Below are 19,911 nucleotides of genomic sequence, written 5' to 3'. Positions count from 1 at the left end.
GATGGCGCAAGTCAGCTCGAACTGTTGCTTGCAGGCTGGGCAGCCTCATGCGCGTGCTGCGGACATTTGCGACCGTCGGCGCCCGTCGGCGGGAAGGCTCGGATTGGGCTCGCTTTGATTCGCAATCACCCGCAACTGGGCGCCGACTCCCGCGGGCGTCCGCAACGGCGTCGCCGCGGTCACGGGGGGCTCGTTCGGCCTCATGAGCGCAGGCGCCCGCAAGAGATCGCACTACGCTCAGCGTCATGTACGTCCCGATGACGCACCACGTCGAATGCGTCGCATTGCTCACGAAAAACGGCTCTGACCTGCGGTGATGTGATCCGGGCCCTCGGGCGTGAGCCCCGAGAACGGGCCTTAAGGCTCACTTTGGGCTCACTATGAGTTCTCGGGCTCGGATTGCGACGCCTCACTCCGCCCCTGTCGGTGGGCGCCGGTGGCGCTCGCGGACGCGCGGCGACCCGCACGGGGCGGTGAACTCTGAGTGGGGTTCTTGCGGGCCGGGCGCCGGAGACGGCACCTCGCCTCGGCCCCCGCGCGCCGAGCGCGTTCTCACAGCGCTGGCGCATTGATGATCGTCATCGGTCGTTCTGATGATCCATGGTCGCCCCGCTCACTTCGTGGTGCCTGCCGGTCCCATCTCGCGACTTCGGCCACCCGAAAGTCATTCGCGGAGTCGAGGACCTGCTGCCTGATGAGAACTTCGTCTACCCAGCCGCGGTGCCGAGGCGGCCGGGGAGTGACGCGACGCCGTGTTGAGGGGTAAAGGCACGCTTCGACTACGAAGACGCCAGCTGACGTCGACGTGCTGCTGGGTCGAGTGCCTGGCACCCGTCCCGTGCGACCCGAGGAGCTCAGCGGGTGGGGAGCCCGCCAAGGTCGGGTGACACTGCGGTCGAAGGAGTCGTGAGGACCTGCGCGCCCTCCTCGGTGATCGCGATGGTGTGCTCGGTGTGGGCGGTCCGGCAACCCGTCGCGCTGCGCAGCGTCCATCCGTCGGCGTCGGTGACCAGTTCGTCGGTGTCGGCCATCACCCACGGCTCGAGGGCGAGCATCAGCCCCGGCCTCAGCTTGTAGCCGCGCCCGGGCCGGCCGGCATTGGCGACATGGGGGTCCTGATGCATCGTCGACCCGATGCCGTGCCCGCCGAACTCGTTGTTGACGGCGTAGCCGGCCTCCGTGAGCGCGGTGCCGATGGCGTGCGAGAGGTCGCCGATGCGGGCCCCGGGTCGCGCGGCGGCAATGCCGGCGGCCAGGGCGCGTTCGGTGGCCGCGATCAGCGCCGTGCTCTCCGCGTCGACGGCGTCGCCGACGATGAAACTGATGGCGGCGTCGGCCGCCACGCCGTTGCGGACGACCGCAAGGTCGAGCGAGAGAAGGTCGCCGTCGGCGAGCCGCTGGTCACGGGGCCGTCCGTGCAGCACGGCGTCGTTGACGCCGGTGCAGATGTAGTGGCCGAAGGGTCCGCGACCGAAGCCCGAGGGCACGTAGTCCACGTAGCAGGACCGAGCGCCGGCCTCGCGAATCATCCGCTCGGCCCAGCGGTCGATGTCAAGCAGGTTCGTGCCGGGCGCACACCGCTGCCGTAGTTCCTGAAGGATGTCCGCCACCAAGGCGCCGGTGCCGGCGGCCTCGGCCAGCCTCGCCGGCGTCAAGATCTCGATCATCGTCAATCGTCCTCACGGCTCGTCAATCTCGGGAATACTATACCGGGAATACTATACCGGTACTATCATTCGACCATGGTCCGCCTCCCGTTGACGCCCGCGGAGCTCGACCGCGGGCGACGCCTCGGGTCGGTACTGCGTCGAGCGCGGGGGGAGAGGTCAATGGTGGACGTCGCGTTCGCCGCCCAGGTGTCACCCGAGACCCTGCGCAAGATCGAGTCGGGCCGCATCGCCACCCCGGCCTTCGCCACCGTCGCAGCCGTCGCCACAGCCCTCGGCCTCTCACTCGACGAGGTCTGGGCGGAGATCGCCCAGGCGCCCGATTCCGGTGCCAACGACTCCCGCGACGCCCTCACGGTGCCCCCAGTCCGGCACTAGTCCCGACTCCAGAGCCGGACGGCCGCGAATGATGGTGCGGGCGCTCTCTCGACGCGGCGAGGATCGTGTGCGTGGTGTCGTCCTCATGTCTCAAGACGTGTGCATCTCCGTTCGGAGCCGACCGGGCCCTGACCTGCGTGGGGCCGTGACGGTGCCCGGTCGGCGCGGCGGTCAGCTCGCGACGAATCGCAGGAGTGTCTCGTTGACCTCGTTGGCGTGCGTCCACAGCAGTCCGTGAGGAGCGCCCTCGATCTCGACGTAGTCGGCCTTGGGCACCAGGTCCCGGAAGCGTCGGCCAGTCGCGTCGACGGGCAGGATGTTGTCAGCGGTGCCGTGGAGGATGAGCGTCGGCAGGTCGGCGTCGCGGACCGCTGCGGTGTCGTCGCGGAAGTCCTCGATCCAGCTCGACACGACGGCATACGCTGCGACCGGGGCGCTGGCGGTGGCGGTGTTCCAGTTCGCGCGGACGACGTCCTCGCTGATCCGCGACCCGAGGGTCTGGTCGAGGTTGTAGAAGTCGCGGTAGAACTGGGTGAACCAGGCGTAGCGGTCGGTGCGGGCCACCGTCGCGATGGCGTCGAAGGCATCCTGCGAGAGCCCGTCGGGATTGTCGTCGCGCTGCACCAGGAACGGCTCCAAGGACGCGAGGAACGCGAGCTTGGCGACCCGGTCAGTGCCGTACGTCGCGATGTAGCGGGCCAGCTCGCCGGTGCCCATCGAGAACCCGACGAGCACGACCTCGCGCAGGTCGAGGGTCTCCAGCACGGTGCTCAGATCGGCAGCGAAGGTGTCGTAGTCGTACCCGGTACTGACCTTGGAGGACTGGCCGAAGCCGCGCCGGTCGTACGTGATGACGCGGTACCCAGCGGCGAGCAGCTCGCGCGTCTGACGTTCCCAGTTTTGACCGTTAAGCGGGTAGCCGTGGATGAGGACCACAGGCTGACCTGCGCCCTGGTCCTCGTAGTAGAGCTCGATCGGAGTGCTGTTCTCGTCTCCGACGGTGATGAATCCCATGATGTTGGTCTGCCTTTCAAGATATTCCCTGGTGTGGTCCGCGGTCAGCGGTCGACAACGACCGTGCCGGCGAAGCTGTCCATGGCGTGTGCCGTGGCCAGGTGGTTGTCGACGACCTGCGTGCGAGTGGCGCCGTCGTGGGTGACGCCGTGTCTTCGGGTCAGGGCATTACCGCGGTTGCCTCGACCTCGACGAGGACGTCCGGCTCGAAGAGCACCTCGACGCCGATGAGGGACGCGGGAGGCATCGGCATCGGGAGGCCGATGTCTTCGGCGACCGCGAGTACGCCTGCCATGAAGGTCTCGATCTTGTCCGGGGTCCACTGGGTGACGTAGAAGGTGAGGCGGACCACGTCGGAGAAGGATGCGCCGGCGCCGGCCAGGCCGATGGCTGTGTTGCGCAGCGCCTGGGCAACCTGCGCCGTGAGGTCGCCGGCGGCAACGGGCTCGTTGCCGCGCTGGCCGACCTGTCCGGCGACGTGGATGTGAGTTGTGCCGGTCGCCACGGCGACGTGGTGGTAGGGGGTCTGCTGCAGCATGCCTTGCGGGCTGATGAGGTTGGCGGTCATGGGCGTCTCCTTCGCTGGTGGTATCTCAGTGATACCTGGTGCACGCAAGGCACTTCAACTAGACCTGGTTTCATGGGCGAAACCACCGAGCGTCTCGACATCACCGGCGCGCACCGTGAGGTGCTCGGCCAGGTCCTCGACAAGTGGTCGGTGCTCGTCCTCGAGGAGCTCTGTGACAGGCCGCGCAGGTTCAACCAGCTCCGGCGCCTCATCCCCGTGACGCAGAAGTCCCTGACCGCGACACTTCGTCGTCTCGAGCGAAGCGGGATCGTTGAACGTGTTGTCATCAGCGACCGACCCGTCGCGATCGAGTAGCGCATCACCGCACTGGGCAAGACCTTGCGCGACCCGATCGATGCCATCTTGAGTTGGAGCGACGAGCACGTGAGCGAGATCGAGCAGGCGCGTACGCGCTTCGACGACGCAGCCGCTTGCTGAGACGTCGACCTGCGAGGTCGAACGGTCAGTACTTCTCGCGCACCCATGCGGGGCTCACGAGCTCAGTGACTGATGAGAGATGACGAACGGGGAACTGTCCGCTCGGGACTGCTGCTCGGGTGTGCAGGCCGGGGCCTGCACACCCGAGTGCGTAGGGACCGCTGCATGGTCGCCCGCCATTGCGACGGCGCGCGGCCCCGAGTGTGCAGCCGGTTGCTGGACAGGTCCTCCACCCCGGGATGTGTTCCTCTTCCGAACTCATTCAGATCGTGTCATCACACGATCTCGATGCAGGGTGGGCGTAGCGCCATCAAAGTTCCTCGGCCGATGCTATGCAGCGGCCCGCCGCTGCGCCACCGTGCCGACGCCGACGATCAACACCATTCCCTGGAACAGGTACTGCCAGTATGTCTCGAGGTCGAGCAGCGCGATGGCGTTGAACCCGATCGCCACCGTGATCACGCCCACGATGATGCCGACGATGTGGAACTGACCGTCCCGGAGCACCGCGGACCCGAAGAACGCCGCAGCGAAGGCCGCAAGCAGATTGCTGTCTCCCGCAGATACTGCTGCACTTCCCGTTCGGGTGGTGAGCAAGATGTCGGTCGCCGCAGCGAGCGTGGTTGAGATCACGAACCCGAGGACGCGCACTGTGTCGACACGGGGCGGAAGAACCGGGCTCGTCGCAGCACACGATGAGCACGTCGCGCACGCCGCGGTAGGCGAGCTCGGCGCAGACGCTTGCCCAGAACTTGGCTCATTCGCTGGCCTGGACCCAGATCCCGAGGATGTGCTTGATGCCCTCGATGTCGACGCCGACCGCGATGTGCGCGGGCCTTGTTGCGCACGTGCCCCCCGTCGCGAACCTTCACGATCAGCGCCTCCGGCCCCTGACCTGCGGATGCGCGGGGCAGGGACCTTCTCGCGTCCCGGCTTTGCGGCGCGACTCGACACAAAATCAACACCTAACACCGCCTGTTGGTCTCGTGGCTCCACCTAGTCGCTCGGTCAGGAGTTGCGCGGAGACTGGCCCGTCGGCCCGTTGGCCCGTCGGCCCGTTGGCCCGTCGGCCCGTTGGCCCGTCGTGGCCAAGTGCAAGACTGGCTTGCCCCGCAGGCGCTGCCCGTCGGCTACCCCCGGAGGCGACCAGCCCGGCTCCAGAATGTCGCGGAGCGTAACAAAGGCCGGAGACCCGGCGGCGACGGCAACAGACGATTCGCGACTGAGCTCCAGGTGGCCGACATCGACCTGCTCGACGAGCTCCTCCCCGGCCGCCGCCGAGTCATCGGCGCACAAGTGTCCTAGCGCAGGTGGCGCTGGTGAGCGGCGGAGCCGGCATCGGACTGCTGCCGGCGTACCTGGCCGACAGGCGACCCGAGCTCGTGCGCGTGCTTCACGATCAAGTCGTCGCCGACCTGACCTACTGGATGTCGGGCAGGCCGGCCAACCTGAGACGACCGGAGGTCGCGACGGTGATCCGTGCCTCGGCGCGCCGTGTCGGGGCGCCCGTGCGACAGGGCTGACACGGCGAGGCGCGTCCGGCGAACCGTCGGACGAGCCGCGGCCCGGCGGGCGAGGGTGCCGCCCGCCGGGCGCGTTCCGGGTGTCAGCGCGCCGACGCGTCGACGACGGCGGGCTCCTCCACTCGCGCGGCGTCATCGTGAGAGTGCCGGCGTAGTCCGGCGGTCAACAGGCAACCGGCGACGGTCGCGGCCGCCGCGACGAAGCCGGCGAGACGGAGCCCGTCGACGGTCTGGTCGGCGGAGTTCGCTACCGCGACGAGGATGCCGAGCCCCACGGCGGCGCCGATCTGCTGGGTGGTTGACGCCAGGGCCGAGGCGATGCCCTGCTCGTGCGGTGGAACGCCCGCCCCGGCGGCGGCGAACATCGAAGTCCACCCGACGCCCTGCCCGAGGCTGATGAGCGCGATGCCGGGCAGCAGCGCCACGAACGTGCCGTCCTCGGACAGCGCGAGCGCGAACGCGGCCATGCCCAGGCCCCCGGTCACCAGTGCGGCGATCAGTGACGGGCGGATGCCCCAGCTGCCGAGCGTGGACTCGGCGATGCGGGCGCCGACCATGCCCAGTACTGCGGCGGGGAGGAAGGCCATGCCGGTCTGGAGTGCGGAGTAGCCCAGGACGCCCTGCAGGTAGACGGTGAAGAAGTAGTACTGGGTGCCAAATGTGCCCATGAACACGAAGGTGATCCCCATCGCCGTGACCAGGCTGCGGTTCCTGAACAGACCGAGGGGCATGAGCGCGTGATCGGAGACCCTCTCGATCGCGATGAAGCCCAGGAGCAGGGCGGCCCCAGCGCCGAGGACGGCGAGCACCTCGGCGCTGCTCCAGCCGAGCTCCGGGCCCTGCACCAAGCCGTAGACGATGGCCGTCACGGCCAGGGTGCCAGACACGGCACCGGGCAGGTCGAGGCGGCGAGTGCGATCGCGGCGGCCGTCGGCCGGGAGCAGCCGGAGGCCAGCGACGGCCGCGACGGCGGTCAGCGGCACGTTGACGAGGAACACCGACTCCCACCCGAAGGCGCTGGTCAGCACCCCGCCGAGCAGCGCGCCGAGGGCCAGGCCGAGTGCGCCGGCGCCTCCCCACACGGCGAGGGCGCGGTTGCGGGCGGCGCCCTCCGCGTACTCGGTGGCGATGAGCGAGAGGGTGGCGGGCACCAGGAGCGCCCCGCCGACGCCTTGCGCGGCGCGGGCGGCGATGAGCAGTTCCTGCGAGGACGCGAGTCCGCCCACGAGCGAGGAGACGCCGTAGAGGCTGATGGCCAGCACGAACATCCGGCGTCGGCCGAGGAGGTCGGCGGCCCGACCCCCGAACAGCAGCAGGCCGCCGAAGGCGACCGCGTAGGCGCTGACGGTCCACTGCAGGCTCTGCTCGGAGAAGCCGAGCGCCCGGCCGATCTCGGGCAGCGCCACGTAGACGATGTTGTAGTCGAGGGCAGCGATGAACTGCCCGAAGGCGAGCAGCGCGAGCAAGCGCATGCCGCCGTTGGAGTGTTGCGCAGTCATGGAGGGTCCTTACGACAGTTGTAAGTGGTCAATCACTAACATCAGATCACGTACGTCGGCTCGGCCGCAAGCCGCCGTCGGCAGGACCGGTCGGGGCGTGCCCCTCGATGTGGTGGTTGAATAGCCACATGGTGACAATGCGGAGCGACGCGGACTCGCGCCGGGCCCAGGTCCTCGACGCGGCGGTGCGGGTGTTCGGCGCGCGCGGCTACTACGGGACCTCCACACAGGAGGTCGCGGCGGAGGCCGGGATCTCGCAGCCCTACATCTACCGCCTCTTCCCCGGGAAGGAGGCGTTGTTCGTCCAGGTCGTGAAGCACGTGTCCGGACGACTCCAGGCCGCGCTGGCCGACGGGGCGAGCGAGTCGCGCTCCGAGGACCCGCGCGACGTCCTCGCGGCCATGACCGCCGCCTACGACCGCCTGACCCGTGAGCGGGACCTGCTCATGCTGTTGCTGCAGGCCAACGCCGCGGCCGCGGTGCCGGCGATCCGCGACGCGCTGCGCGAGTGCTATGCCGAGCAGGTCGAGTACATGCGCACCGTCGCCGGCGCGAACGACGCCGAGATCCGGGAGATGTTCGGCCGGAGCCTCCTCGCGAACGTGATGGTGGCGATCGACGCCGACGAGATCGATGCCGCGTGGGTGCGCACCCTCACCGGCGCCCCGCCGGCCCGCCCGGGCGAGGCTCCCGCGCCGTCCTGACGGGGCGCCGACCCGCGCGGGGCGACCGCGAGGCGGCGATCGTGAAGTCGGCCTGACCGGGCCGGCACCGGCTCAGGCGTCCGCCGGCATCTTGATGGGGTTCCCGATCAGCTCGGCGTACCCGCGCCCGATGTCCTCCGGTGTCCACTCGCCGTCGTCGTGGTACCACCGGGTGACGTCGATGCCGAGGGAGAGCAATGCGAGGCCCGGCATCCGCGAGTCCTCCAGCGCGATGAGCCCGGCGGTGATGCCGGAGTCGAGCACCTCGTCGACACGGTTCCGGAGGGCTCGCCTGAGCACGGTCACCTCCTCGCGAGGGGCGGGCGTCATGGCCGCCATCTCGTACTGGATGACGCGCGCCGTCGTGTGGCACCGGGCGTGCGTGCCAGGAAGTGAAGTCGGCGACCGCAGCCCTTAGCTGGGCGACCGGGTTCGGGTGATCGTGTCGATGCTAAAGGCGTGCAGGTTGTCGAGCATCCGGACCGCCTCGTCGACCATGGTGTCCTCGGTCCAACCGTCTTGATAGTTGAGCCGGTACTCCTCGCCAAGGACGAACAGGTGTTCGTGTACGAGCGTCCGTCCTAGGCCCGCGACCGGAAGGTCACCGGTCACGGTCGGAACGCGCCTCGCAGCGCGTTCCTCACCTTCCTTTCGCCCTCTTCCGGGTGACATCACAGGCCGACGATCACGGACTTGGTCTCGAGGTACTCGTCCAGTACCTCATCGCCCTTCTCGCGGCCCCAACCAGACCCGTGCCAAGGACAAGGCGGCTAAGCCGAAGCCGAAGATGACCAAGGTCATCGACATCGAGGACGCGCCGCTCGAGCACATCTACCCGCAAAGCCCGCTGGCCGCTGACAAGGATCCGGCGCTGGAACCGCTCAAGCACGCGCTCGGCAACCTGACATTCGTCGGCACCACTGACAACGTGGCTGCTGGAGAACAAGCCCATTCTCGGCCAAGCGCAAGCTCTATTACGAGCCGAGCGAGATCGCCATGACCGCTGACCTCGCCAACAAGACGTCTTGGGCGAAGCCCGATGTCACGGACAGGCAGAAGGACCTGCTCGACCAGGCGGTACGGGTCTTCGTGGTCTAACTCGATGGGGTCCGGCCTGCGTTGCGGCCACTACCGAGGTGCGCCAGGCAGGCCCGCAGACGCCGTCCCAAGCGAGACGCGCGTGGGGTGCACTGGGTACGCACAACAACGAAAATCGGCGCCTGACGCTGGAACACGTTGAAAGTCGTTTCGTAGGTCAGGCGCCGTTCCAGGCACCTATGCGCAGGTCAGAGAAACCTGCGAATCAGATGTCGTAGTAGTGACTGACATCAGCGCGCAGACCCCGTCGGGACCGACGACCCCGACGCCAAGATGTACGACTGGACCAGCGCCAGCAACGAGCTGGACGGCGGTGCGTGCGAAGCCCGCGAGACGTCCGCCGTAGCGGCTCCGTTCGACGGCTCGCAGTGGCCCGAGCAGGTCACGCGGGGCAGGGGTCTGGCGTGCGGGTCGCTCTTCGTGCGCGAGAGGTCGGGACGCTTCTACGCCTGGCTGGCACCGCTCTCATCAAGCCCAGCATCGCGATCACCGAGCGCGCCGAGTGCGTGCCGCCTGCACCCTGCGAAGCCTGGAGAACACCGTTCTCGCAGGGACGGTGATGTCGCGTGCGTCCTGAGGCACGACGTCGGGGAGGACGAAGGCCAGGTCGCCGCTGGTGGGCGCGTCAGCCCGGCGGTCGAAGTGGCGGCTGTCGCGGTCGTCGGTCAGCCCGGTCCAGAGAGCGGCCCCTGCCACGGTCGCGAGCACGACGTCGGCGACGGCGACGAGAAGGAGGACGGTCGACCGCGGAGGTCGGCGGCGGCTGTCGGGGACGTCGCGCCATGTCATGACCACCCGTCCACGAGGATCCGGGTCGCCGCAGCGACGAGCTCGTCGTCGGTGTCGGCGTCGGGACTGTCGTGGGAGGTCATGACGACCACCACCCACGGCGCGCGCCCCGGCGGGTACACGACGGCGACGTCGTTGCGGATGCCGTACGACGCACTGCCGCTCTTGTCGCCGACCCTCCACGAGGTCGGTACGCCAGCCCGGACCAGTCCGGCGCCGGTGAGGCTGTCACCGAGCTCGTCGTCGAGGATCCGGCGGTCGGCGCGCTCCAGCGCGTCGCCGAACGTGATGGTCCGGACGACGCGGGCCAGGGCCCGTGGCGTGCTGGTGTCGCGCACCTCTCCGGGCTCCCAGTCGTTGAGCTCGGGCTCGACGCGGTCGACAGACGTGGCGGTGTCGCCGAGCTCGGCCAGGCGAGCGTCGACCGCGCGAGGCCCGCCTACGAGGTCGAAAAGCAGGTTGGTGGCGGTGTTGTCGCTCAGGGTGAGGGCGGCGTCGATGAGCTGACGGACGGTCATCCCGTCCTCGACGAACATCTCGGTGACCGGGGAGTACGGCACGAGGTCGTCCTCGGACCAGAAGAGCCGCCGCTCGAGGTCCTGGCTCGACAGCCGGTGGAGCACGGTGGCGGCGAGCGGCACCTTGACGGTCGAGGCCATCGCGAACCTCTCGCCCGCGCGGTAGCCGAGCGTCCGACCCGTGCCGGTGTCGATCGCCGCCACACCGAGGCGTGCGGCCCGACGCTCCTCAAGCCCGGCGAACCGGGACCGGATGCCCCGGGCCGAGGCCGGAGCCGCGGACGGCGCCTGCGCGTCGATCGCTGTCGCGTGCGCGGTGGCCGACCCGCTCGCGGCGTCGGTGGCACTCGGTGTGTGCTCGCAGCCGGCGAAAGTAGCGGCGGTGGCGAGGGCGGACAGAGTCACGAGGACCCTGCGGGTGCACAGGCGAAGGCTGACGTGGGGCATGTCGTGGTTCCTTGTCGTTCGAGGAGTGGTGGCTCAGGCAGGGGAGGAAGTGGGGCGCGAGGAGGTGGCGCGCCGTCGTTCGGAGGTCCAGACGAGGAGGACCATGCCGGCGTTGGCGGCGACGAGGAGCAGCAAGGACGCGTCGCCGGTGTCCGTGGCCCGGTCGATCGTGGTGTTGCCCCCGTCTGACAGCAGGTTCCCGACGACGCCCGCGAGGACGTTGTTGACCACGTGGAAGGCGATGGGTGCTTCCAGGCCGCCGCTGATGACGGCTGCCAGTCCCGTGCTCACCCCGACGACGACGAAGTACGCCGCCAGCCAGGGGTCGGTCGAACCGTGCATGGCAGCAAAGATGACTGCGGACACGGCGACACCGACGGTCACGGCGGGGGTCACGGCGCGGAACCAGCTGGCGACAGCGGGCATGAGGGCCGCGCGGTAAGTGAGCTCCTCGCCGATTGCCTGGAGGGGCGTGGTCAAGAGCGTGACGCACAGGAGGCCGACGGTCGTGCCGGTGACGGCGAAGCCGGACCAGCCCGTCGACTCCGGGGAGACCACCGCGGCCACCCCCAGAGCGGCGGCGACCAGCACGATCGCGCCGAGTCCGTACCGCACGAGCCGCCGACCGTCGAAGCCCCGTCGCCCCGACAGCAGCTCGCGCCACGGCACCCGAGCCAGCCGTGCCGTCACCAGCAGCGCGACCAGCCCGGTGAGGCCGATGCTGACGTTGACGCCTAGGGACTTGAGCGGCGTGAGCTCGGGGCTGAGCGGGTCGTCGCTGCCCTCGACCGCGCCGACCACCAGCAGAGCGAGCACCTGCAGGGCGATGAGAGTGAGGGGCAGGGCCACGAGGAGCAGCAGCGGCTTCCACCACGCCATCCGCAGGTGGGCCCCAAAGGGCCGTGGTTCGTCGAGCCGGGATCCTGCGGACGGCGGGGGAGTGCCGGTCGCGGTCTCGTGATCGTGCCTGGCTTCGGGCATGGTCATGAGGACACCTTTCCGAGGGAAGCGCAGTGCGCTCCGGTCTGCTGGGGGGACGTCAGAGGCGGTTCAGCCGGCCGACGATGTCGGCAGTGAGGCCGCGAGGGTGGTCGTGGGTGGTGAGCGTCATCCGCAGGGCGCCCGTGTGGGTCACGACTCCGAGGACGCGCTTCACCCTCATCGACGACAACCGCTGGACCTTCGAGCGCTCGGAGCGCTGGCTGGCGGAGCAGGCTGGGGCCGCGCTCGGCTGGACTGCTGACACGGGCGCGCTCACGTGGCCGCGCCGCTGTCGATCAGCCAGTGGTACTTCATCCGCAAGGCCCTTTCGACCGACCCGACGACCGCGCCGAGCCCCAAGGTGAGGTTCAGCCACGCAGGAAGCTGCACGGGTGAGTGGAAGGTGCCGAGCGTCGCGGCGATGGCGGGCACCTGCGAGATCGGCTCGGCCGCCTGGAGGGCTCCCAGCGCGACGCCGACGACCATCATGACCGCCGAGGTCGCACCGACGAGGGCGCTCGCGACGGGGTGGCGGTGCGCGAACCGCGCGCGGCGCCCCTCGGCGGACCCGGGGTCGGGTTCGAGCTGACGCGTCGTCCCGTCGTGGCCGACGAAGTGGCACCGCCGCAGCCCCGCGGGGCTCTTGCGGACCTCGATGTGACCGCCGTCGACCGGGAACCTCGCGGGCAGCTTGGACTCGAGGTACCGGATGCCGTCGAGGTACAGGCTTGCCCGCACCACGCCGTTCGCGTCCCCGCAGTGCCGCACCTCGATGGTGTGGACGATCGGGCGCCCCTCGTGCTCGAGTGTGATCGAGAGGAGGGAGCGCCGCAGCAACTGCCACCAGCGGAAGGTCCGGAGCGGTCGTCCATCTGCCGGCCGAGCGCGCCTGGCGAGCCGCCGATCGTTCCAGCGCTCACTCACCGGTCCGCGCCCCGGGTGGGCGTACACGCGGAACCAATCGTGCGCTCGAAGAGCTCCTCGACGCCAATGAGGGACGCGGGGGGCATCTGCGTGGGGAGCCCGATGTCTTCGGCGACCGCTTGTACGCCTGCCATGAAGGCCTCGATCTTGTCCGGGGTCCACTCAGCGACGTAGAAGGTGAGGGTGATGCCACTCGCCGTCGCGACATGGTGGTACGGGGTCTGCGGCAGCGTGCCTTGCGGGCTGATGAGGCGGGCGCTCATGGGCGTCTCCTTCGAATTTCGCTGTTGGTAGCCAGTGGATACCTGGTGCGTGGAGGGCACTTCAACTAGACTTGGTTTCGTGACCGACACCACCGAGCGACTCGACATCACCGCCGCCTACCGTGAGACCCTCGGTCAGGTCCTCGACAAGTGGTCGGTCCTCGTCCTCGAGGAACTCTGTGACCAGCCGCGCAGGTTCAACCAGCTTCGGCGCCTCATCCCCGTGACGCAGAAGTCGCTGACCGCGACACTTCGTCGTCTGGAACGGAGCGGGATCGTTGAACGCATCGTCATAAGCGACCGGCCAGTCGCGATCGAGTACCGCATCACCACGCTGGGCAAGACCTTGCGCGACCCTGTCGACGCCATCTTGATGTGGGTGGAGAACCACCTGGACGAGATCGAGCAGGCGCGGGCACGCTTCGACGACGAAGCAGTCACCTGAGACCCCGACTGGCCGCGACGTCGCCTCTCTCATAGGCCGGCCGGAACGTAGGGGCACTCGCGTCAACGATCGTCGCTGCTTGAGGCGTCCTCGCTGAACCCAATCGACACGAAGCATGGGATCGGCGTCGTACGGGCCCACGGAGACACGTCAGGGTCGATGTTTCCGCCGGGTTCAGTCCCGCTTCCGCACATTCGGTCCGAAAAAAGCCAGTCACCCGTCCCGGTTCGCACGAGAAGCCGACGTCGTCGACAGCGGTGTAGTCGCCGCACGTGCGGGTGAGCCCCTTTACTTCGATCATGTGGTCCAGCCTGCGGCACTGAGCTATGGCATACATCCGACCGTGGACCTGACCTGAGGGGTTCTTTAGTGGGGGGTTTCCTTGCACCTTCGGACCGTCAACCCGACCGGCGACAGTTGGGCGTCCGGCGGCAGCCGGGGCCACGCCAGTGGTTGGTAGCCGGCGATCTTGAGCCTCGGCCACAGCGGCTGCTTGGTGAGCAGCGCGCAAAGGCTTGCTCCGTCGGGGCGGGTTGACCAACCGCACGACATTGACCTGCAGTACCAATGCGCCCCGGAATGGGCGGTGATCCACCGGACAGACCCGCCGACGCGGTGATCGACGCGGTCGCCATGACGGAGCCCGACTCGGGCGCCGTGCTCAACCTGGCCGCGGCTGTCGAGCAGGCATTGCCCCGGACACGACTACACGACGCCCGACACGATGTCGTTCGGCGGGACCGACCACGCCAGCTGTCCGGGCGACCCGCCGTACGTCGGCGAGGCAACCGTCAGCAACACGCCGGCGCCCTCGCACTGCCCGGAGAACCGTTACTCCGGGACGCGCCGGCCGGCCCTCAGTGCCGCGGCTGTCGACAAGACCAGCAGCAACGAGGGCTTGTCCGTCGAGCGGTGAGCCCCATGCATGCCGGGGTCCCCGCTTGCACCTATCGCGACACTTCCCAATCAGTGGGGACGAACTTTGGCATGGCCAACTAGGCAAAAGGGGACTAGGCTCGCTGTGTGTCCATGACTCCTCGTTCCGAGCACCCCTGACCGTCATGGGGCGACCATGCGCATCCATTAAGCGTGGCCAAGGCGTACTCCCGGCTGGCACGCGGCGATGACGACTCTGATTGCTGGCTCCACGGCGCTTGCCAGTCGGCTTGAGCTTGCGCTTGCTCACGGGGATCCCGATGGGTACGTGCGGTGGGCAGAACTTGGTCTGGGTGTCTCAGTGGACGGGGTGTCGGCCGATCGCATGGCTGACATGCTTCGCGCAGTCCTGCGGAATGGACTGGTGCGTGCGGTGGTGGACGCCAACGATCCGTTTGCCGAAGGGGTATCTCCACTTCTGGAGACGGTGTGCGTCGACCTGGGGATTCCTCACGTGCGACTTGCGCCGACGTCCTTCGAGCAGCTCCACGACGCAAGCCAGTGGCACTGGGTCGACTCCCTCACCGAGGCTGCCGACGCCGCATGGCATGGTGCGAACACTCCAGTCGTCGCACTCGAGCCCTTGGCGTTGTGCGCCGGGCTAGTCGAGGCCGATGGTCGGAAAGCGGTGTGTCACCGCAGATTCAGCGTTGCCGACGGGCCACGCCCGCACTGGCTGCGCGAACCCGAGCGACCTGTGCACTCCCCGTCTCAGGCGACGCGGCTACTCGATGACGAGGCCGCCACCGTACTCATGACAAATGACTCAGGGGATCCACGGGTTCTGCAGTTGCTGGAGGTCAGTGGTCTCCGACCCCTTGAAGTCGTCATGATGCGTCGCCCACCGCGGTGGCGCGGGCTGGGCGGTGCAAGCGCGGTCGTGCATGACGTAGGTCAGGCGCTCAAGTGGCGAAACGCCGTGCTGTGAGCAGTGGACTCGGTACCACTGAACCGCTTCCTGATGATCGGACGGAGAAGAGACAACTGTTCGTTCATTGGGAAGGGGGAGCGCCTGTCCTCTGACGGTGCTGCCTTCCTGAGGATCGCTCTGTTCGTCGTCGCGACCCTCGACGCGACCCTCGACAATGTCGATACCGCCTCAAGTGCCGGCACTCGCTTTCCTACTCGGAGCCTTGGCGGGCCACATGACGCTCGCACTCTTCTTCGGTACGAGGCTCCTCAGGGTCTCGGGCGGCGCGGCGGATTGCCGGATCGGGTCGGCAACATCGCATGTTGCGCAACGGCGACGGTGGGTTTGGTGCACCTGGGGAGCGTCGCCCGCGGGCAGAGCCGACACGTCCGGGAGCCAACCGTGTCGCGAAGTATTGGGGATTCGGTGATGCAGAACGGGACGTTGTCGAGGCTCGCACATGCTGTCGCTGGCTGCCTGCGACTCGCGGTCGATCAGATGGTCAGGGACGCGGAGGAATTCGGCCCATCTCGTGTCTTTCGGCGCGTCCCGCCGCCAGCACAACAAGCTTCGAGCCGTGTTGCCTCGCGTCCCGGCCGTGCGAGGCGTATGTGGCGTAGCGGCGGACCCTCGTCCGGTCACTGACTGGGTAGCGAAGTTCGCCTCTCGCTCGATCGTCGACGCCGGTTGACCGGTGTCGTTGCACGAGTGCTTGCGCCGGGGAGGTGCTCACGTCTGATACTCCGAGGCCGGCGGCAGCCGTTGCTGGAGGTCGTGAACATGGTCTGACCGTTCGGGGGGCCGGACGAGGCGTCGGCGCGAAGGAAGCCGTGTCCAAGTGGTCGGAGAGTCCGACGTCGCCGGTGAGCCGGTGCCGGCCCGGCATGTCTCCGTCCTGGCAGTGAGGGTGGCAAGGATCGTCCGGTCGGTCCTGTCTATCGAGTTCGGTATGACTGTCGGGCTCTGCCAGCGGAGCCTCCGGGCGCCCCAACACCGTCGTCGCCGCGCTCGCCTGTGGCGGTGGGCTCCGACGAAGAACGCCGGCCGTCATTGGCAGTGGGTCCGAGATCGATTCCACAGCCTCGAGAGGGATTCGCCGCCCCGCCCGAACGTGTCTGGTCCTGAGGTTCGCTGTCGTTGGAAGCCTCCGCCGGCGGTAGGTGGAACGGATTCTGGCACCGGTCCGGCCTACCCATGCGCGGTCGACGGGACTCGGAACTCGTACTGCCACAACTGCCACACTTCCACGTGCACTCCGCCGGGGATTGGGTAGCTCTCAGGGCAGCGATGTGCTCCACCGTCCGGCGGGCCGTTGTGACCTTCGCCCACTTGGCTGCGAGCCGCACGACCTGGTCGTCAGCCAGGTCGCGGTGCACCACCCCGTCGGGTGTCACGAAACGCAGGAGGCCGTTGGCTTCGAGGGTGATCATCGGGGTCTCAGACGCCGCGGAACCGGTTGATCGCGGTGAGGTGCTTCTCGCGGAGCTCGGGATCGCGGACGCCGAGGCCTTCCTCGGGGGCGAGGCAGAGCACGCCGACCTTGCCCTGGTGGGCGTTCTTGTGGACGTCGAGCGCCGCCTGGCCGACCTCGTCGAGGCTGTAGGTCTTCGACAGGGTGGGGTGGATCTTGCCCTTGGCGATGAGCCGGTTGGCCTCCCAGGACTCGCGGTAGTTGGCGAAGTGGGAGGAGATGATCCGCTTGAGGTTCATCCACAGGTAGCGGTTGTCGTACTCGTGCATGTAGCCGCTGGTGGAGGCGCAGGTGGTGATGGTGCCGCCCTTGCGGGTGACGTACACGCTCGCGCCGAAGGTCTCGCGGCCGGGGTGCTCGAAGACGATGTCGATGTCCTCGCCGCCGGTGAGCTCGCGGATCTTGGCGCCGAAGCGCTTCCACTCCCGGGGGTTCTGGGCGGTGCCGTCCTCGTTCCAGAAGCGGTAGTCCTCCTCGGAGCGGTTGATGATCAGCTCGGCGCCCATGGACCGGGCGATGGCGGCCTTCTCCTCGTTGGAGACCACGCAGACGGGGGTGGCGCCGCCGTTGAGGGCGTACTGCGTGGCGAAGCCGCCCAGGCCGCCGGAGGCGCCCCAGATGAGCACGTTGTCGCCCTGCTTCATGTCGCCGCCGTTCTTGGAGACCAGCTGGCGGTACGCCGTGCAGTTCACCAGACCGGGGGAGGCGGCCTCCTCCCAGGTGAGGTGGTCGGGCTTGGGCATCAGCTGGTTGGCCTTGACCAGCGCGATGTGCGCGAGACCGCCGAAGTTGGTCTCGAAGCCCCAGATCCGCTGCTCCGGGTCGAGCATCGTGTCGTTGTGGCCGTCGGGCCCCTCCAGCTCGACCGAGAGGCAGTGCGCGACCACCTCGGCGCCGGGCTTCCACGAGTGGACGCCCGGGCCGGTCTGCAGCACGACGCCGGCGAGGTCGGAGCCGACCACGTGGTAGGGCAGGTCGTGCCGCTTGGCCAGCGGCGAGAGGCGGCCGTAGCGCTCGAGGAAGCCGAAGGTGGAGACCGGCTCGAAGATCGAGGTCCACACGGTGTTGTAGTTGATCGCCGAGGCCATCACCGCCACCAGCGCCTCGCCCGGGCCGAGCTCGGGCAGCGGGACGTCACTCACGTGCAAGCTCTTGCGGGGGTCCTTCTCCTTGGTCGTCATGCCCTCGAACATGTCGACCTCGTCCTTGCGCACCGTGACGGCGCGGTAGGACTCGGGCAGCGGAAGGGCGGCGTACTCCTCGGTCGAGGTGTCACCGGCGAGGATGGCGTCGAGGATCTTCTTCACAGGGTGGCTCCAAGGGATGACGGACGACTCTCAGATGTTCTCTCGCGGAAGATGCGGGTGGCTGCGACCTCACGTTCCTACCGGACTGTTCGTCTGGCACACTAATCTATGTCAAATCATGTCTCAAGGTGGTCGCGCACAACATCTCCATTGAGCGTCAGATGAAGAGTTGTTCACAACTCCTCTTAAGGCTGATCCATTCTGCGACGACAGTATTGCCATAACCAACTATGCCATGCTCCATTGTGCAGGGTGGAGTTCGGGCGCACCACTCGCGCGATCGGGCGGGTCGATATATGAGGAGTTCAAGGAACCTCCTCCACTCGCCCCCGTCGCTGGAACCGCATGGTCTGCGCGCGTATGTGCTGCAAGAAACGGCGATGGCTACTACGGATACGGATCGTAGGTGCCATCTCCTCGAGGCGCGCTGCCGACCACGCTGCGCTGGTCGGCAGCGCAGACAGCCATGTCTTGGTCTGACGGGGCCGGCGCCCGTGCTGTCGCGCAGGTCGGTGACCGATGACGAAGCAAGGACCACGAGAAGGAAGGTGCGACCCCTGTGGTGAACCTGACGCGGATCTACACGCGAGCCGGTGACGCCGGAACCACCAAGCTCGGTGACATGAGCTCGACGAGCAAGCTCGACCTGCGCCTCGCCGCGTACGCCGATGTAGATGAGGCGAACGCCCACATCGGCATGGCGCTCTCGTACGCGGCGCTCGACGAGGACGTCGAGACGGTACTGACGCACGTGCAGAACGACCTGTTCGATGTCGGAGCCGACCTGTCGTGCCCGGTCGTCCCCGACCCCGAGCACCCACAGCTGCGTGTCGGACTTGACTATGTCGAGCGCCTCGAGCGCTGGTGCGATCACTACAACCAGTCTGTGGCTCCTTTGCGGTCGTTCATCCTGCGCGGTGGCACGCCCGCCGCTGCAGCCCTTCATGTCGCGTGCACCGTCACGCGTCGTGCCGAGCGCTCGACGTGGGCTGCCCTGGACGAGCACGGGGAAACGATGAACGTGCTGGCGGCGAAGTACCTCAATCGGCTCAGCGACCTGCTGTTCATCCTTGGCCGGGTGGCCAACGGCGATCGAGGTGACATCTTGTGGGTGCCCGGGGGGCAGCGAAGCTGAGCACCAGCTGTGGCATCCGCGGAGTATGTCGGGTCAGCAGGCGCAAGAATCGCTGCGGCGCCGCTCGCCGCATCCGCCACGACGCCGACGCGCGTGGCTTGACGAAGTCACACGCCGCGTGAAATCCGCGGCGCGGCCCGCATCTCGCTCGAGCCAGTTTCGCCGCTTCTCGAGCGCTTCCGACATGCGTAGCCAGACAATCTGTGGACCAGCGCGATGGGATGGTGCTTCATCCTGCCATCAGGCCCCACGCTCCGCTGGCCGTCTGTCGGCAGAGCCTGTCCCACAAGCCTCACTCCAACACGGGCGCGTCAAACGCCTACTTCCCAAGAACTACGATCTTGGCTATTGTCCCATTCAGGCAGGCCAGTTGTTGGTTGAGAACGACGGCCTCAGTTCCTACGTCCTTTACATGTCCCGCCCTCGAGATGCCGAATGGAAGCGCACATGTTCGCAGTCCGCACCGAAGACGACGACGCAATGATCCGGTGTCGTCTGGCGCCAGCCGATGCCCGGTACGCGGGCGGCCTGGTCGCCGGGTCGACCGCAATGGAGATCTTCGCCGATCTGGAGACCGAGCTCGCACTCCGCGAGGGCGGCGACGAGGGCTTGTGCGTGTCCTATGAGTCCGTGGACTTCCTCGCGCCCCTACGGGTCGGAGACTTCGTCGAAGCCCACGCGCGCGTGGTCTCCAGAGGGAACACCAGTCGCAAGATCGAGGCGCACCTCTACAAGGTCGTCAGCGTCGATGAGGCCGGTGTTCGCATCCCCTTGCACGAACCGGTTCTGGCGGCCAAGGCCGTCGTCACCATTGTCGTGGGCCAGACCGTCGCGCGGCGGAGTGCCTGATGGGCACCCCTGTCAGCTGGAGCACGCCCTTCGGCACCGCGGGGAGT

General features: G+C 68.0%; 24 protein-coding genes and 1 pseudogene. 10 read left to right on the top strand and 15 right to left on the bottom strand.

The window, feature by feature from the left end:
- Positions 1 to 854: 854 nt before the first annotated feature.
- Positions 855 to 1,667: a type I methionyl aminopeptidase gene (gene map / locus ACZ43H_RS09835; protein WP_464589799.1), complete on the bottom strand. Its 813-nt coding sequence runs from the start codon at positions 1,665 to 1,667 to the stop codon at positions 855 to 857.
- A gap of 162 nt (positions 1,668 to 1,829) precedes the next feature.
- Between map and ACZ43H_RS09830 the strand changes: the two genes are divergently transcribed.
- A complete protein-coding gene (locus ACZ43H_RS09830; RefSeq protein ID WP_464589798.1) occupies positions 1,830 to 2,045 on the top strand; it encodes a helix-turn-helix domain-containing protein in 216 nt (71 codons plus the stop codon).
- Positions 2,046 to 2,216: 171 nt separating this feature from the next.
- Here the strand turns inward: ACZ43H_RS09830 and ACZ43H_RS09825 are convergent, their stop codons facing one another.
- Positions 2,217 to 3,059 (bottom strand): alpha/beta fold hydrolase, encoded by an 843-nt coding sequence (locus ACZ43H_RS09825; protein ID WP_464589796.1) that lies wholly within the window; start codon positions 3,057 to 3,059, stop codon positions 2,217 to 2,219.
- Between the two features lie 160 nt (positions 3,060 to 3,219).
- Positions 3,220 to 3,627, bottom strand: coding sequence for a RidA family protein (locus ACZ43H_RS09820; RefSeq protein ID WP_464589794.1), 408 nt, complete (start codon positions 3,625 to 3,627; stop codon positions 3,220 to 3,222).
- Positions 3,628 to 3,699: 72 nt separating this feature from the next.
- Between ACZ43H_RS09820 and ACZ43H_RS09815 the strand changes: the two genes are divergently transcribed.
- Positions 3,700 to 3,942, top strand: coding sequence for a winged helix-turn-helix transcriptional regulator (locus ACZ43H_RS09815; RefSeq protein ID WP_464589792.1), 243 nt, complete (start codon positions 3,700 to 3,702; stop codon positions 3,940 to 3,942).
- A gap of 453 nt (positions 3,943 to 4,395) precedes the next feature.
- Here ACZ43H_RS09815 and ACZ43H_RS09810 read toward each other — a convergent pair whose 3' ends face one another.
- Both ACZ43H_RS09810 and ACZ43H_RS09805 read right to left on the bottom strand, forming a co-directional pair.
- The gene (locus tag ACZ43H_RS09810; protein WP_464590914.1) at positions 4,396 to 4,698 is read right to left on the bottom strand and encodes a hypothetical protein; all 303 of its coding nucleotides are present in this window, start codon (positions 4,696 to 4,698) and stop codon (positions 4,396 to 4,398) included.
- A 49-nt stretch (positions 4,699 to 4,747) separates the two neighbouring features.
- Positions 4,748 to 4,949: pseudogene (locus ACZ43H_RS09805) on the bottom strand (transposase); the annotation flags it as partial.
- Between the two features lie 426 nt (positions 4,950 to 5,375).
- Here ACZ43H_RS09805 and ACZ43H_RS09800 point away from each other — a divergent pair.
- Entirely contained in the window at positions 5,376 to 5,588 is a 213-nt protein-coding gene (locus ACZ43H_RS09800) for a hypothetical protein (protein ID WP_464589790.1), read from the top strand.
- A gap of 83 nt (positions 5,589 to 5,671) precedes the next feature.
- On the opposite strand, the gene ACZ43H_RS09795 is transcribed toward ACZ43H_RS09800, so the two are convergent.
- A complete protein-coding gene (locus tag ACZ43H_RS09795) occupies positions 5,672 to 7,087 on the bottom strand; it encodes an MFS transporter (RefSeq protein ID WP_464589788.1) in 1,416 nt (471 codons plus the stop codon).
- A 128-nt stretch (positions 7,088 to 7,215) separates the two neighbouring features.
- Here ACZ43H_RS09795 and ACZ43H_RS09790 point away from each other — a divergent pair, with 128 nt between their 5' ends.
- Positions 7,216 to 7,791: a TetR/AcrR family transcriptional regulator gene (locus ACZ43H_RS09790; RefSeq protein WP_464589786.1), complete on the top strand. Its 576-nt coding sequence runs from the start codon at positions 7,216 to 7,218 to the stop codon at positions 7,789 to 7,791.
- Positions 7,792 to 7,863: 72 nt separating this feature from the next.
- Here ACZ43H_RS09790 and ACZ43H_RS09785 read toward each other — a convergent pair whose 3' ends face one another.
- Complete coding sequence (locus tag ACZ43H_RS09785; RefSeq protein ID WP_464589784.1) at positions 7,864 to 8,121, bottom strand: hypothetical protein; 258 nt, start codon at positions 8,119 to 8,121, stop codon at positions 7,864 to 7,866.
- Positions 8,122 to 8,205: 84 nt separating this feature from the next.
- Positions 8,206 to 8,403: a phosphotriesterase family protein gene (locus ACZ43H_RS09780; protein WP_464589782.1), complete on the bottom strand. Its 198-nt coding sequence runs from the start codon at positions 8,401 to 8,403 to the stop codon at positions 8,206 to 8,208.
- 175 nt (positions 8,404 to 8,578) lie between these two features.
- Between ACZ43H_RS09780 and ACZ43H_RS09775 the strand changes: the two genes are divergently transcribed.
- Positions 8,579 to 8,791 carry a GmrSD restriction endonuclease domain-containing protein gene (locus ACZ43H_RS09775; protein WP_464589780.1) on the top strand — a complete coding sequence of 71 codons (213 nt, stop codon included), beginning with the start codon at positions 8,579 to 8,581 and terminating at the stop codon, positions 8,789 to 8,791.
- Between the two features lie 584 nt (positions 8,792 to 9,375).
- Here ACZ43H_RS09775 and ACZ43H_RS09770 read toward each other — a convergent pair.
- The 6 genes from ACZ43H_RS09770 to ACZ43H_RS09745 all read right to left on the bottom strand — a co-directional run bounded on the left by ACZ43H_RS09770 (position 9,376) and on the right by ACZ43H_RS09745 (position 12,811).
- Positions 9,376 to 9,678, bottom strand: a complete 303-nt coding sequence (locus ACZ43H_RS09770; protein WP_464589778.1) for a hypothetical protein — start codon at positions 9,676 to 9,678, stop codon at positions 9,376 to 9,378.
- Positions 9,675 to 10,643 carry a class A beta-lactamase gene (bla, locus tag ACZ43H_RS09765; protein ID WP_464589777.1) on the bottom strand — a complete coding sequence of 323 codons (969 nt, stop codon included), beginning with the start codon at positions 10,641 to 10,643 and terminating at the stop codon, positions 9,675 to 9,677. Before bla ends, ACZ43H_RS09770 begins: the two co-directional genes overlap by 4 nt.
- Before the next feature lie 33 nt (positions 10,644 to 10,676).
- Positions 10,677 to 11,630, bottom strand: coding sequence for a lysostaphin resistance A-like protein (locus ACZ43H_RS09760; protein WP_464589775.1), 954 nt, complete (start codon positions 11,628 to 11,630; stop codon positions 10,677 to 10,679).
- 52 nt (positions 11,631 to 11,682) lie between these two features.
- Positions 11,683 to 11,805: a hypothetical protein gene (locus ACZ43H_RS09755; RefSeq protein WP_464589773.1), complete on the bottom strand. Its 123-nt coding sequence runs from the start codon at positions 11,803 to 11,805 to the stop codon at positions 11,683 to 11,685.
- 92 nt (positions 11,806 to 11,897) lie between these two features.
- Entirely contained in the window at positions 11,898 to 12,461 is a 564-nt protein-coding gene (locus ACZ43H_RS09750; RefSeq protein WP_464589771.1) for a hypothetical protein, read from the bottom strand.
- 83 nt (positions 12,462 to 12,544) lie between these two features.
- Positions 12,545 to 12,811: a hypothetical protein gene (locus ACZ43H_RS09745; RefSeq protein ID WP_464589769.1), complete on the bottom strand. Its 267-nt coding sequence runs from the start codon at positions 12,809 to 12,811 to the stop codon at positions 12,545 to 12,547.
- A 79-nt stretch (positions 12,812 to 12,890) separates the two neighbouring features.
- Between ACZ43H_RS09745 and ACZ43H_RS09740 the strand changes: the two genes are divergently transcribed.
- From ACZ43H_RS09740 to ACZ43H_RS09730, 3 genes are all read left to right on the top strand, one after another.
- On the top strand, positions 12,891 to 13,256 hold the full coding sequence (locus tag ACZ43H_RS09740; protein ID WP_464589767.1) for a winged helix-turn-helix transcriptional regulator: 366 nt from the start codon (positions 12,891 to 12,893) through the stop codon (positions 13,254 to 13,256).
- 724 nt (positions 13,257 to 13,980) lie between these two features.
- Positions 13,981 to 14,172, top strand: coding sequence for a hypothetical protein (locus tag ACZ43H_RS09735; protein WP_464589765.1), 192 nt, complete (start codon positions 13,981 to 13,983; stop codon positions 14,170 to 14,172).
- Between the two features lie 207 nt (positions 14,173 to 14,379).
- Entirely contained in the window at positions 14,380 to 15,120 is a 741-nt protein-coding gene (locus ACZ43H_RS09730; RefSeq protein WP_464589763.1) for a precorrin-6A/cobalt-precorrin-6A reductase, read from the top strand.
- 1,419 nt (positions 15,121 to 16,539) lie between these two features.
- On the opposite strand, the gene ccrA is transcribed toward ACZ43H_RS09730, so the two are convergent.
- The gene (gene ccrA, locus ACZ43H_RS09725; protein ID WP_464589761.1) at positions 16,540 to 17,880 is read right to left on the bottom strand and encodes a crotonyl-CoA carboxylase/reductase; all 1,341 of its coding nucleotides are present in this window, start codon (positions 17,878 to 17,880) and stop codon (positions 16,540 to 16,542) included.
- A gap of 559 nt (positions 17,881 to 18,439) precedes the next feature.
- Here ccrA and ACZ43H_RS09720 point away from each other — a divergent pair.
- The gene (locus ACZ43H_RS09720; RefSeq protein ID WP_464589759.1) at positions 18,440 to 19,015 is read left to right on the top strand and encodes a cob(I)yrinic acid a,c-diamide adenosyltransferase; all 576 of its coding nucleotides are present in this window, start codon (positions 18,440 to 18,442) and stop codon (positions 19,013 to 19,015) included.
- A gap of 447 nt (positions 19,016 to 19,462) precedes the next feature.
- Positions 19,463 to 19,864 (top strand): hotdog domain-containing protein, encoded by a 402-nt coding sequence (locus ACZ43H_RS09715; protein WP_464589757.1) that lies wholly within the window; start codon positions 19,463 to 19,465, stop codon positions 19,862 to 19,864.
- Positions 19,865 to 19,911: the final 47 nt, after the last annotated feature.

Source organism: Nocardioides sp. DN36 (assembly GCF_055380375.1).
Note: the sequence above shows the minus strand (reverse complement) of the source record. Positions and strands in the feature narration are given on the sequence as shown.